At 63.0% G+C, this 13,226-nt stretch carries 9 protein-coding genes; 4 read left to right on the top strand and 5 right to left on the bottom strand.

Annotation, left to right across the window (positions count from 1 at the left end; translation table 11 throughout):
• Positions 1–51: 51 nt before the first annotated feature.
• Positions 52–831, bottom strand: coding sequence for an enoyl-CoA hydratase-related protein (locus V1288_RS00515; protein WP_334355215.1), 780 nt, complete (start codon positions 829–831; stop codon positions 52–54).
• Positions 832–1,052: 221 nt separating this feature from the next.
• Between V1288_RS00515 and V1288_RS00510 the strand changes: the two genes are divergently transcribed.
• Positions 1,053–2,327: an acyl-CoA dehydrogenase family protein gene (locus V1288_RS00510; RefSeq protein ID WP_334355214.1), complete on the top strand. Its 1,275-nt coding sequence runs from the start codon at positions 1,053–1,055 to the stop codon at positions 2,325–2,327.
• Between the two features lie 114 nt (positions 2,328–2,441).
• Here V1288_RS00510 and V1288_RS00505 read toward each other — a convergent pair whose 3' ends face one another.
• Positions 2,442–4,022, bottom strand: a complete 1,581-nt coding sequence (locus tag V1288_RS00505) for a fatty acid--CoA ligase (RefSeq protein ID WP_334355213.1) — start codon at positions 4,020–4,022, stop codon at positions 2,442–2,444.
• 225 nt (positions 4,023–4,247) lie between these two features.
• Complete coding sequence (locus V1288_RS00500; protein ID WP_334355212.1) at positions 4,248–5,120, bottom strand: SDR family oxidoreductase; 873 nt, start codon at positions 5,118–5,120, stop codon at positions 4,248–4,250.
• Between the two features lie 101 nt (positions 5,121–5,221).
• On the opposite strand from V1288_RS00500, the gene V1288_RS00495 reads away from it, so the two are divergent.
• The 3 genes from V1288_RS00495 to ppc all read left to right on the top strand — a co-directional run bounded on the left by V1288_RS00495 (position 5,222) and on the right by ppc (position 10,775).
• A complete protein-coding gene (locus V1288_RS00495) occupies positions 5,222–6,037 on the top strand; it encodes a crotonase/enoyl-CoA hydratase family protein (protein WP_334355211.1) in 816 nt (271 codons plus the stop codon).
• A gap of 146 nt (positions 6,038–6,183) precedes the next feature.
• A complete protein-coding gene (locus V1288_RS00490; protein ID WP_334355210.1) occupies positions 6,184–7,731 on the top strand; it encodes an acyl-CoA synthetase in 1,548 nt (515 codons plus the stop codon).
• Between the two features lie 251 nt (positions 7,732–7,982).
• On the top strand, positions 7,983–10,775 hold the full coding sequence (gene ppc / locus V1288_RS00485) for a phosphoenolpyruvate carboxylase (protein ID WP_334361154.1): 2,793 nt from the start codon (positions 7,983–7,985) through the stop codon (positions 10,773–10,775).
• 187 nt (positions 10,776–10,962) lie between these two features.
• Here the strand turns inward: ppc and V1288_RS00480 are convergent, their stop codons facing one another.
• Positions 10,963–11,898, bottom strand: a complete 936-nt coding sequence (locus V1288_RS00480) for an SMP-30/gluconolactonase/LRE family protein (protein ID WP_442894005.1) — start codon at positions 11,896–11,898, stop codon at positions 10,963–10,965.
• 355 nt (positions 11,899–12,253) lie between these two features.
• Positions 12,254–13,168, bottom strand: coding sequence for an SDR family oxidoreductase (locus V1288_RS00475; protein WP_334355208.1), 915 nt, complete (start codon positions 13,166–13,168; stop codon positions 12,254–12,256).
• Between the last annotated feature and the right edge of the window lie 58 nt (positions 13,169–13,226).

Here is a 13,226-nt window from a genome sequence, read left to right as displayed (position 1 = left end):
ACGCGGTATGGGCCCCTGCTTTCCGCAGGGACGACGATGGCGAGTCAATTGCTACCGTCCCAGCCATTTCGGCGGGCGCTTCTCCGCAAACGCTTTCGGTCCCTCGATGTAGTCCTGCGAGGCCGCCATCGCCTTCACGGCCGGGTACTCGCGCTGCTCGGCGATAGCCTGCTCGAGCGATCCGTCAAGTCCCCGCTGGATCGCCTGCTTGGAAGCGCGGATCGACATCGGCGAGTTCTTGCAGATCGTCTCCGCCCAGCGCTCGGCCGCGGCCAGCGCTTCACCGGCCGGAACCACCTCGTTGACGAAGCCCAGTTCAAGCCCCTCCCTGGCGGAGACGTGGCGCGCGGTGAGGATCATGCCCATGGCGCGCTTCAGCCCGATCTGGCGCGGCAGCCGGTGCACGCCGCCGGCCAATGCGGCGAGGCCGACGCGCGGCTCGGGCAGCGCAAAGGTGGCGTTCTCCGAGGCGATGATGAGGTCGCAGGCCAGCGCAATCTCAAAGCCGCCGCCCATCGCGACGCCATTGACCGCGGCGATGATCGGCTTGTCGCAGTCGAACCGCGAGGTGAGGCCGGCAAAACCGCCCTTGTCCCAGCCACGCTTGCCGCCGGCGGCCTGCCATTTCAGATCGTTGCCGGCGCAGAACGCCTTGTCGCCGGCGCCGGTGACGATCGCAACCCATTGCGCAGGGTCCGCGGCAAACTCGTCGAACACCTTGTTGAGTTCGAAATGCGCGTCGATATGCAACGCATTGTACACTTCGGGCCGCGACAGCGTGATGATCGTGACCGGTCCCTTGCGCGTCACCTTGGAGAATTTCAGGTCCATGTTTGCTCCCGTGTTGATTTTCTGCCGCGAAGAATATGCCGTGAGTGTAGCGCGCCGCCGGCGTCCGATACCATCCAATTACGCAAGGCCCCCGCGCGTGCCAAGCGATATTGCCTCGCTTGACTTGGCGGTGGTCTTCCAACCTAAATCGATCCGAGCAGGAGCGCTGCGTAGCGCCTAAACGCAAATCAAAACAAACGACATTTCCGGGAGAGACTGCCTTGGATTTCAACCTGCCTGCTGACCTTGTCGCCTATCTCGACGAGCTCGACCGCTTCATCGCGCGCGAGATCAAGCCGCTGGAGGAGGCCGACGACAACATCCGCTTCTTCGACCATCGCCGCGAATGGGCGCGCACCGATTTCGAAAACGGCGGCCTGCCGCGTCATGAGTGGGAAGCGCTGCTGCGCAAGGCGAAGACCCTCGCCGACGCCGCCGGCCATCTGCGCTTCGCTATCCCGAAGCGCTATGGCGGCAAGGATGGTTCCAATCTCTGGATGGCTGTCATCCGCGAGCATTTTGCCGCGAAGGGCCTCGGCCTGCACAACGACCTGCAGAACGAGCATTCGATCGTCGGCAATCTGCCGCTCGTCACCATGCTCGACCGTTACGGCACCGACGCGCAGAAGGCGATGATCGAGGGCTCGATCACCGGAAAATACCGCATCACGTTTGGTCTGACTGAGCCCGAGCACGGCTCGGATGCGACCCATATGGAAACCAGGGCGGTGCAGGCGACCCGCGACAACGTCAAGGGCTGGATCATCAACGGCCAGAAGATGTGGACGACAGGCATGCATGTCGCGACCCATTGCGCGCTGTTTGCCCGCACCTCGGGCAATGACGGCGATGCGCGCGGCATCACGTGCCTGCTGGTGCCGGCCAAGAGCCCGGGGGTGAAGGTCGAGGAATACATGTGGACTTTCAACATGCCGACGGATCATCCGCGCGTCAGCTTCACGGATGTGTTCGTGCCTGAGGATGCGCTGTTCGGCGAGATCGGCCGGGGACTATCGCTGGCGCAATGCTTCGTGCATGAGAACCGCATCCGGCAGGCCGCGAGTTCGCTCGGCGCGGCGGTCTACTGCATCAACGAAAGCGTCAAATACGCTCGCGAGCGAAAGCCGTTCGGCAAGGCGCTAGCCGAGAACCAGGCGATCCAATGGCCGCTGGTAGAGTTGGCGACGCAGGCCGAGATGCTCCGGCTATTGATCCGCAAGACCGCGTGGGAGATGGACCAACTCACGCAAGCGCAGGTCGAGCACACGCTCTCCGACCGCGTGTCGATGTGCAACTACTGGGCCAACCGCCTGTGCTGCGAAGCCGCCGACCGCGCCATGCAGGTGCATGGCGGCATGGGCTATTCGCGCCACAAGCCGTTCGAACACATCTACCGCCATCACCGCCGCTACCGCATCACCGAAGGCAGCGAGGAAATCCAGAAGCGGAAAGTGGCGGGATTCCTGTTTGGCTATATGGGGGCGGGGAAGCATTAGCGATTTCGGAATTGTAGGGTGGGCAAAGGCGCCCTTGCGCCGTGCCCACCATCTATCCAAACCACGATAGCGGATGGTGGGCACGCTTCGCTTTGCCCACCCTACGAGGCGAGATCAATTCACCTGACGATCCTTGCCCGCCCAATACGGTTCGCGCAGATTCCGCCGCAAAATCTTGCCCGACGGATTGCGCGGCAGCGCCTCCAAAAAGTCGACCGATTTCGGCGTCTTGAAGCCCGCGATGCGCTCGCGGGTAAAATTGATGATGTCGGTGGCGTCAGCCTGCTTGCCGGGCTTCATCACCACGACCGCCTTGACCGCTTCGCCCCATTTGTCGTCGGGGATGCCGATCACGGCGGCTTCGGCGACGTCTGGGTGATCGCAGATCGCGCTTTCGACTTCGGCCGGATAGATGTTCTCGCCGCCGGAGATGATCATGTCCTTGATGCGGTCGTGGATGTAGAGGTAGCCGTCCTCATCCATGTAGCCGGCATCGCCCGTGCGCAACCAGCCATCGCTGCCGAGGGTCTTCGCGGTCGCCTCGGGCAGGTTCCAGTAGCCCGCCATGTTGGAGCCGGAGCGGGTAGCGATTTCGCCGACCTGGCGGGGTGGCAACCGCTTGCCGTCGGCATCGAGGATCGCAAGCTCGATGCCCGGCAGCGCCTTGCCGGCGGAGCGCATGCGCTCCAGCCCCTCGACATGGTCCTCGGGCGGAAGCGCGACAATAGTGCCTGTCGTTTCGGTCATGCCGTACAACTGCACGAAACCGCACTTGAACACCTCGATGCACTCCTTCAAGAGCGCCGCGGGAATCGGCGAGGCGCCGTAGAGCATGTATTTCAGGCGGGAGAAATCGACCTGCCGCGCCCGTGGTTGCCGCACCACGAACTGCATCGCCGCCGGCACCATGAACAGTTTTGTAATTCCGGACTGCTCGAAGAAATCCAAAACCTTGGTCGGATCGAATTCGCGCGCGATCACGCCCTTGGCGCCGTGATAGAGCCCCATCACGCCCCAACCGGAGCCGCCGATGTGAAAGATTGGCATCGCCACCAGCGAGACGTCATCGGCCGACCACTTGTTCCATTCGGGTTTCTCGGCCTCGTTGCCGGCGTGCACCAGGTTGAAGAAGTTGGCATGCGACAGCATCGCCCCCTTCGGCTTGCCCGTGGTGCCCGACGTATAGAGCTGGATCGCGATGTCCTTCGGGCTGATCGGAACCTTCGGATCGTCACCACTGGCGGCATCGCGCCAGGCCATAAAATCTCGCCATTCCGGTGCGCCGCCCTCGGTGGTGATCACATGGCGTACGTCTGGCAGTTGCGCCTTGATATTGCGGACCTGCGTGATGAACTCGGGTCCCACGAACAGCACCGGCGCCTTGCAGTCGGCGACGATGACGGCGACCTCGGGGCCGGCGAGACGCCAGTTGACCGGCGCCATCACCGCTTTGGCCTTCATGGCGCCCATCAAAAGCTCGAAATAGAAGTCGCTGTTCTTGCCGAGATAGGCGATCCGCTGGCCCGGCTTGACGCCCTGCGCGATCAGCGCGTTCGCAACGCGGTTGGTCTTGATGTCGAACTCGGCGAAGCTGGTCTGGCGTCCTTCAAACTCATACGCGATGGCGTCGCCGCGCGTCCTGGCGCGTTCGCGCACCATGTCGGCAAGGTTCGTCAATTGCTGCGAAGCGGACATGTCTCTCCCGTATCGTCTTGTTATCGTTGCGCCGAGTTTGGCGTCATCGCGCGACAAAGACAATACGGCACTGTCGTCCCTGCGAACGCAGTGACCCCGAGCGTGAGCGCAATTGCGCTCATCGCGTCGCCGCGGCCTATCGGTGAGGCGATGGGGCTAGTTACCTTCGTACCAATTGACGCTGGTGGTGATGGGTTCCTGCGTTCGCAGGAACGACAGCAGAGGTTACCCTCGCGACGCGCGGTCCTTTTCGTTCTGCGCCTTGATCGAGTCGCGCGCCTTGTTCCAGTCGTCGTCGCTCCAGTCGCGCAACTGGTAGAAATTGCCGCCCATCGCGAGCGCCTGCGCGCCGTCCATGGCGATGGTCTCGCCGTTGATCCAGTCGCAGCCACCGGAGATCAGGAACACCGCAAGGTTCTGCAATTCCTCCATGGTGCCGACCCGGCCCATCGGGTTCTGCGCCCGCGTGCGCGCGCCGGCCTCGTCGCCGGGCTTGATGCGCTTGCTCATGCCCTCGGTCGGGATTTCGCCGGGTGCAATGGTGTTGAGGCGGATGCCATGCTTGCCCCATTCGACCGCAAGCGACATCGTCATGGCGTGGATCGCCGATTTGCTCATCGCCGACGGCACCACATAGGGCGAGCCGTTGCGCACCCAGGTCACCGTGATCGACACCACATTGCCGCGCAGTTTTTCGGCGATCCAGCGCCGTCCCACCGCGTGCGTGACGTAGAAGGTGCCATGCATCACGATATTGGCGACGGCATCGAAGCCGCGCGGCGAGAGCTCTTCCGACCGCGAGATGAAATTACCGGCGGCGTTGTTGATGAGATCGGTGAGGGGACCTTCGGTCCAGATCTGTTCGATCATTTCGTCGACGGCCATCGCATTGCGGATGTCGACGCCGTGGCTGATGGCGCGCCCGCCATGAAGGTCCATCAATTCGGTCGCGGTCTCGTCGCACACGATTTTGCGGCGGCCGCAGATGTGGACCTCGGCTCCCAGTTGGAGAAACCGCGCGGCCATGGACTTGCCGAGGCCGGTGCCACCTCCGGTCACGAGAATGCGCCGCCCGGCGAGAAGCTGATCGTTGAACATCGTTTCCACCCACGGGGATTGTCTGTTAATTGGTCGATTGACTAAAACCGGACGACGCCGTTCTGTAAAGCGTCAAGAGATGAAAGAGTGGAGGAATTCTCATGGAACAACGCGTCTCGATATCGATTTCAGACGGCATCGCTGACGTCCGGCTGGTGCGGGCGGACAAGATGAACGCGCTCGATGCCGCGATGTTTGAGGCGCTGGTGGCCGCGACCGAACGGCTTGCCCACGAAAAGGGGCTCCGGGTGGTCGTATTGTCCGGGGAAGGGCGGGCGTTCTGCGCCGGTCTTGATATGGGACGCTTTGCAGCCATGAAAGAGAACGGCGGTAACGGGGTCGCCGGTGGCGAGAAACGTGACCTCACTGCACGCACGCATGGGCTCGCGAACTTTCCGCAGCAGGCGGTCTGGGGCTGGCGTCAGCTTCCGGTGCCTGTGATTGCCGCGATCCAGGGCGTGGCGTTCGGCGGCGGCTTTCAGCTCGCGCTCGGCGCGGACATGCGCTTCCTCACGCCCGACGCGCGGATGTCGATCATGGAAATCAAATGGGGGCTGGTGCCCGACATGGCCGGCACGCCGATTCTCGCAAGCCTCGTCCGCGACGATATTTTGCGCGAACTCACCTATACCGGCCGCATCTTCTCGGCACAGGAAGCCATGGGCTATGGTCTCGCGACGCGGATCTGCGACGACCCGCTTGCTGTGGCCTTCGAGGTCGCGCGCGAAATCGCCGGCAAGAGTCCCGATGCGATCCGCGCCGCCAAGCGCATGCTGAACAAACTGTCGGTCGATCCGGCTCCGGCGTTGCTCGCCGAATCCGTCGAACAGCAGAAGCTGCTCGGCAGCGCCAACCAGACCGAGGCGGTGCGCGCCAATATGGAAAAACGCGCGCCAAGGTTCGCGGATGTGGGATAAATTTCACCGTCATTCCGGGGCGATGCAAAGCATCGAACCCGGAATCCATCGCGACACACGCTCCTATGGTTGGATGGATTCCGGGCCTACGCCTTGCGGCGCATCCCGGAATGACGAGTGAAATTTGCTGTAAAAAGAACAAGGCAATGACCGAAACTTCATCCCCCTTCCTCGGCATCATCAGCGGCCCGCGCCGACGCGATCACGACGAGGTCGCCGATCGCACCGACCGCATCGCCAGCGGCTTGCAAAAACTCGGCGTCAAACAGGGCGACAGCGTCGCCATGCTGATGCGCAACGACATCGCCTTCATCGAGGCGGCCTATGCGGCGATGCGGCTTGGCGCCTATGGCGTACCTGTCAACTGGCACTTCAAGCCGGAAGAGATCAACTATGTGCTGAAGGATTCCGGCACCTCGGTGCTGATCGCGCACGCCGACTTGCTGCATCAGTTGCGCGAGGCGATTCCGCCTGATGTCACCGCGCACAGCGTGCCGACGCCGCCGGAAATTATCGCCAGCTACAAGATCAATCCCGATCACCTTACCACGCCCGATTTCGCAATCGATTTCGAATCCTGGCTGAAGCGGCACCCGCGCTATGACGGGCCTGCGGTACCGCAGCCGCAAAACATGATCTACACCTCCGGCACGACGGGCCATCCGAAGGGCGTGCGCCGCTTTGCGCCGACGCCGGAGCAGACCGCCAACGCCGAGCGCATGCGCAGCCTGATCTACGGCCTCAAGCCGGGCGCCCGCGCGCTGCTGCCGGGGCCGCTGTATCATTCCGCCCCGAACTCGTTCGGCCTGCGCGCCGGCCGTCTCGGCGGCGCACTGGTAATCATGCCGCGCTTCGACGCGGAAGAATTTTTGCGGGTGATCGAGACCGAGAAGATCGACACCATCTTCATGGTGCCGACCATGTTCATCCGCCTGATGAAGCTGTCGGAGGAGATCCGCAAGAAGTACGACGTGTCGTCGCTGCGCCACATCATCCATGCCGCCGCGCCCTGTCCGGCGGACGTCAAGCGCGCGATGATCGAATGGTGGGGGCCGATCATCTACGAATTCTACGGCTCGACCGAGTCGGGCGCCGTCACCTTCGCCACTTCCGGGGACGCGCTGAGAAAGCCTGGCACCGTCGGCAAGATCGCGCCGGGTGCGGAGCTGCGTTTCATCGGCGACGACGGAAGGGAATTGCCGCAGGGCGAGATCGGCGAAATCTATTCGCGCATATCAGGCAACCCTGATTTCACCTATCACAACAAGCCGGAAAAGCGCGCCGAGATCGATCGTGAAGGCTTCATCACCTCGGGCGATGTCGGTTACATCGACGCCGATGGCTATGTCTTCATCTGCGACCGCAAGCGCGACATGGTGATTTCCGGCGGCGTCAACATCTATCCGGCAGAGATCGAGGCCGCGCTGCACGCGATTCCCGGAGTACATGATTGCGCGGTGTTCGGCATTCCCGACGCCGAATTCGGCGAGGCGCTGATGGCTGTGGTGGAGCCGCAGCCGGGCGCGACGCTCGAGATCGCCTTCGTCCGCGCACAGCTCAAGATATCGCTGGCCGATTACAAGGTGCCAAAACATATCGAAATCCAGTCCAACCTGCCGCGGGAAGATTCCGGCAAAATCTTCAAGCGCCGCCTGCGCGATCCGTATTGGGAACGGGCGGGGCGGAGGATTTGACCCGATCGACGGCGGCGTGCCCCGGATGCTGCGCAACGCGCCGCTCTTGCGGCGTGGTGCGCTGCTGATCCGGGGCCCACGGCTGCGGCGGTGTAGGTCCCGGCTCTGCGAAGCAGCGCGAAGGGCGCCGCACCGCGTCCGGGACACGGACCTGCACCGTCCCGCATCTTTATCTTGCACTGCGGCAAAAAACTTGCACACTCGGAATTGCCGGGCAATTTCTGAGGTAGCCAGCCATGTCTTCCCAGATAGTGTCTTCCCAGACCATGCCTTCCGAGATCGAGGTCCGGTCCAATCGCAGCGACGAGGCGCTGGCTTTGGAGGAAGACGCGCGGCTGCGGACGGATATCCGCCTGCTCGGGCGCATTCTCGGCGATACCGTCCGCGACCAGGAGGGCGCCGAGGTGTTCGACCTCGTCGAGCGCATCCGGCAGACCTCGATCCGGTTCCACCGCGACGAAGACAAGCTGGCGCGGCGGGAACTCGAGACCATTCTCGACGGCATGTCGACCAGCGACACCGTGCAGATCGTCCGCGCCTTCAGCTATTTCTCGCATCTCGCCAATATCGCCGAGGACCAGAACAACATCCGCCAGATGCGCGGTCGAGGTCCCGGCGGGCCGCGGCCGAGCCTGCTGACGCAGACGTTGTCACATGCCAAGACGGCCGGCTTCAGTGCGGCCGAGTTGCGGCGTTTTTTCAAGGATTCGCTCGTCAGCCCGGTATTGACCGCGCACCCGACGGAGGTCCGCCGCAAGAGCACGATCGACCGCGAGATGGAGATCGCGGCGCTGCTCGACCGTCGCGAGCGCGTTCAGCTCACGCCTGAAGAAATCGAGGCCAGCGACGAGCAATTGCGCCGCGCCGTGCTGACGCTGTGGCAGACCAATCTGTTGCGCCGGACCAAGCTGACCGTGCTCGACGAGGTCGCCAACGGCCTGTCATTCTACGACTACACCTTCCTGCACGAGGTGCCGCGGCTGCATTGCGCGCTGGAAGACCGGCTGAACCAGGAGGAGGGCGGCACGCCGGGCGAGCTGGCCTCGTTCCTGACCATGGGAAGCTGGATCGGCGGCGATCGCGACGGTAATCCGTTTGTCACGGCCGACGTCATGCGCGGCACACTGCGCCTGCAGTCGAGCCGGGTGATGAACTTCTATCTCGAGGAATTGCACGTCCTCGGCTCGGAACTGTCGCTGGCGGCGCATCTTGCCGACGTTTCCGACGAGCTGCGCGCCCTGGCCGGACGCTCGCCGGACACCTCGCCGCACCGGAGCGGCGAACCCTATCGGCTGGCGGTGTCCGGCATTTATGCCCGACTGACGGCGACCGCGGTGCGGCTGGAGGTTGAAACCACCCGCCGGCCGGTCGGCGAGGCCGCGCCTTATGCAAGCGTGCAGGAGTTCAAGGCCGATCTCGACGTGCTCGATCGCTCGCTGATTGCGAACAATTCCGGCGTGATCGCGCGCGGACGGCTGCGGTTATTACGGCGGGCGGTGGATTGTTTCGGCTTCCATCTCGCCCGGCTCGACATGCGGCAGAATTCGGCCGTGCATGAACGCACGGTGGCCGAACTGCTCGATGCTGCGACGCCCGGGATGTCCTATCTCGCGCTTGGCGAGGAAGCGCGCGTGGCGCTGCTGGCGAACGAGCTGCGCAACCCCCGGCCGCTGGCGTCGCCATTCGTCAAATACAGCGAGGAAACACTGGGTGAGCTCGCGGTTTTTCGCGCCGCCGCCGAGGCGCACGCCAAATTCGGCGCCGATGTGATTCCCCAATGCATCATCTCCATGTGCAAGGGCATGTCCGACATGCTGGAGGTGGCGCTGCTGCTGAAGGAGGTCGGCCTCGTCAACCCTTCCGGCCGCAGCGCCATCAATATCGTGCCGCTGTTCGAGACCATCGAGGATTTGCAGGCGTCATCCGGCATCATGGACCGGATGCTGGCGCTGCATGATTACCGCCGGCTGGTGGACAGTCGCGGCAGTGTTCAGGAGGTGATGCTCGGCTATTCCGACAGCAACAAGGATGGCGGCTTCGTCACCTCGGGCTGGGAGCTCTACAAGGCCGAGATCGAACTGGTCGATGTGTTCGAGCGTCACGGCGTGCGGCTGCGGCTGTTCCACGGTCGCGGCGGATCGGTCGGCCGCGGCGGCGGGCCAAGCTATGACGCCATCATCGCGCAGCCCGGCGGTGCCGTGAACGGCCAGATCCGTATCACCGAGCAGGGCGAGATCATTTCCAGCAAATATTCCAACCCCGAAGTCGGCCGCAGCAATCTGGAAATCCTGGCCGCCGCGACGCTGGAGGCAAGCCTCTTGCATCCCCGGCAGAGCGCGCCGCGCAAGGAATATCTCACCGCGATGGAGCAACTGTCCGCGCTCGCCTTCAAGGCCTATCGCGGGCTGGTCTACGAGACCGAAGGCTTTGCCGATTATTTCTGGGGCTCCACCGTCATCACCGAAATCTCGACGCTTAACATCGGCAGCCGTCCGGCGTCGCGCAAGAAAACCCGTGAGATCGAAGACCTCCGAGCGATTCCCTGGGTGTTCAGTTGGGCGCAATGCCGGCTGATGTTGCCGGGCTGGTACGGCTTTGGCTCGGCGGTCGAGACCTGGATTGCGGAGCATCCGGAGCAGGGCATGCCGTTCCTGCAGGAACTCTACCGTGAGTGGCCGTTCTTCCGCATGCTGTTGTCGAATATGGACATGGTGCTCGCCAAGAGCTCGATCGCGATCGCCTCGCGCTATGCCGAGCTGGTGCCTGACGTGGCTTTGCGCGAAAGCATCTTTGGCCGCATCCGGCGCGAATGGCATTCCTCGATCGAGACGCTGCTCGACATCATGGGCCACGAGCGACTTCTGCAAGGTAACCCGCTGCTGGAACGCTCGATCCGCAACCGCTTCCCCTATCTCGATCCGCTCAATCACGTGCAGGTGGAATTGCTGAAGGAGCACCGCGCGCAGAACCCGGACGAGCAGGTGCTGCGCGGGATTCAGCTTACCATCAACGGCATTTCGGCGGGGTTGAGGAATAGCGGGTGAGGGGCGCTACTCCCTCCACCGTCGTCCCGGCGAACGCCGGGACCCATACCGCGTGATCTCTCAGTAAAGCGGGGTGGGAGACACCATCCTTCAGCAACGGGACCCTGTGGTTATGGGTCCCCGCGTGCGCGGGGACGACTCGTGGTGGAATCGCAGATTCAGCAATTATTCGCGCCCTCGGCGCCAGTTACGGCTTCATGGCGCCCTGCGCACTGGTGTAGACTGCATAGAGCGATGACGAGCCGCAGATATAAAGTCTGTTTCGCTGCTGGCCACCGAAGCACAAATTGGCGACAGTTTCCGGTATGTGGATCTTGCCGAGGAGATCGCCGTCAGGCGTGTAGCAGCGCACGCCGTCCTCATTCGGATCGCCCCAACCCACGGAGCACCAAAGGCGCCCGGCGGTGTCGCAGCGCAGCCCGTCGGTAATGCTGGGCTTGGGCATGTCCGCAAAGACCTTGCTGTTCGAAAGCTTTCCGGCCCCGAGATCGACGTCGAACACGCGGATATGCGACGGGTTATCCGGCCCGTCGGTGAAGCCGGTATCGCAGATATAGAGCTTCTTCTCGTCAGGCGAGAAGCAAAGGCCGTTCGGCTCTACGAAGTCATCGACCACCACCTTGATGTCGCCGGATTTCGGATCCACCCGGTAGACGTTTTTCTTTTCCTGCTCGGGCTCGGCCTTGATGCCCTCGTAATAGCCGCCGATACCGTAGCCTGGGTCGCAGAACCAGATCGAACCGTCGGCCGCGACGACCGCGTCATTCGGCGAGTTCAGTTTCTTGCCATTGTACTTGTCGGCGATGATCGTGATCGAGCCATCGAGTTCGGTCCGGGTCACCCGTCGGCCGCTATGCTCGCAGCTGATCAGGCGCCCTTCGCGGTCGATGGTGTTGCCGTTCGAGTTCATCGACGGATGGCGGTATACGCTGACGTGACCGTCATCCTCCGAGAAGCGCATGATGCGGTTGTTGGGAATGTCGCTAAACAGAACATATCGCCCAGCCGGAAAGTAGACAGGGCCTTCGGCCCAGCGGAAACCGGTTGCGACGCGCTCGACGGCCATGGTGCCGGCGAAGGCCGGGAAACCGGTGGGCCCGAACGAAACCTTTGGCTTCTTCATCGATTCCAAGCGAGCATCCGGATAGCGCGCGCCGGGAAGCGGGCCCAAGGGTAGCGGGGTTTGCAAGGTTGGCGCACCCGTTTGGCCGAATGGCGCTACGGTCGCCGCAGAGGCCGATTTCATCGTCACGGCCGAGGCGGCAAACGCGGCTGCGCCTGTCAGCATCTTGCGGCGGTCGAAACCGCCTTTATGTTGGAGATCGCGAAAGGTCAGCGATGTTGTCATGATTTCCTCCCAGTTTTTGTTTGGAAGAAAAACATCGGCCCGCAATCCGGCATAAAGCGGGCGGGGCGCGCTGAGTAATCGAAGATAGTCGTCCCAGCAACCAGCCGGGACGACCATTTTGATAAAGCCGTCAGATCGGATCCCAGGGGAAAATGTCTGCAGATCGGTCGAGCTTGTAGAACGATCCCTTGAGCGCCGGCATGCCGTGCTCGGCGATGGTTTCCGGCGTCCAGCCTTCGCCGCGGTGCACCGAGCGGATCGGGCGCGACTGGCTCATCAGGAAGATCTCGTTCATGCGCACCCCAAAAATCTGTCCGGTCACGTCCCTGGCGGCGTCGCTGAGCAGATAGGCGCAGACCGGCGCGATCTTCTCCGGTCCCATCTGCTGGATTTTCGCCACGCGCGCCTTCTCGGCCTCGGTCTCGGTCGGGATGGTGCCGATCATGCGGGTCCAGGCGAACGGCGAGACGCAGTTCGAGCGCACGTTGAAGCGGCCCATGTCGAGCGCGATCGACTTCGACAAGCCGACGATGCCGAGCTTGGCGGCGGCGTAGTTGGCCTGGCCGAAATTGCCGATCAGGCCCGAGGTCGAAGTGAAGTGCACGAAGGAGCCGCTCTCCTGTTCGCGGTACAGTCGCGCCGCCGCATGAGAGACGTAGAACGAGCCCATCAGGTGCACCTTGATGACGGCCTCGAACGCCTCCACGCTCATCTTGTGGAAGATCATGTCGCGCAAAATGCCGGCATTGTTGACGACGCCGTCGAGCCGGCCGAAATGGTCGGTCGCCGTCTTCACGATCTTGCTCGCGGGAATCGCTTCAGCAACCGACTCGAAATTGGCGACTGCGGTGCCGCCGCGCTTCTTGATCTCCTCGACCACCTCCTCGGCGGGCGCAGCGCTCGAACCGGCGCCGTCGGCGGCGACGCCGGGATCGTTGACCACGACCTTGGCGCCTTCCGCGGCGCAGAGCAGCGCGATCTCGCGGCCAATGCCGCGGCCTGCGCCGGTGACGATGATGACCTTGTCTTGCAGTGATTTTGCCATTGGGAGTTCTCCTGTTGTCCTCCGTCATTCCGGGGCGCGCAGAGCGCGAACCCGGAAT

This window comes from Bradyrhizobium sp. AZCC 2176 (assembly GCF_036924645.1).
Classification (GTDB): Bacteria; Pseudomonadota; Alphaproteobacteria; order Rhizobiales; family Xanthobacteraceae; genus Bradyrhizobium.
This window is presented reverse-complemented; position numbering and strand designations above follow the sequence as displayed.

Coding starts and splice junctions, on each gene's coding strand:
- V1288_RS00515 (WP_334355215.1), bottom strand. CDS start 831: ATGGACCTGAAATTCTCCAAGGTGACGCGCAAGGGACCGGTCACGATC.
- V1288_RS00505 (WP_334355213.1), bottom strand. CDS start 4,022: ATGTCCGCTTCGCAGCAATTGACGAACCTTGCCGACATGGTGCGCGAA.
- V1288_RS00500 (WP_334355212.1), bottom strand. CDS start 5,120: ATGTTCAACGATCAGCTTCTCGCCGGGCGGCGCATTCTCGTGACCGGA.
- V1288_RS00495 (WP_334355211.1), top strand. CDS start 5,222: ATGGAACAACGCGTCTCGATATCGATTTCAGACGGCATCGCTGACGTC.
- V1288_RS00490 (WP_334355210.1), top strand. CDS start 6,184: ATGACCGAAACTTCATCCCCCTTCCTCGGCATCATCAGCGGCCCGCGC.
- V1288_RS00480 (WP_442894005.1), bottom strand. CDS start 11,898: ATGAAGAAGCCAAAGGTTTCGTTCGGGCCCACCGGTTTCCCGGCCTTC.
- V1288_RS00475 (WP_334355208.1), bottom strand. CDS start 13,168: ATGGCAAAATCACTGCAAGACAAGGTCATCATCGTCACCGGCGCAGGC.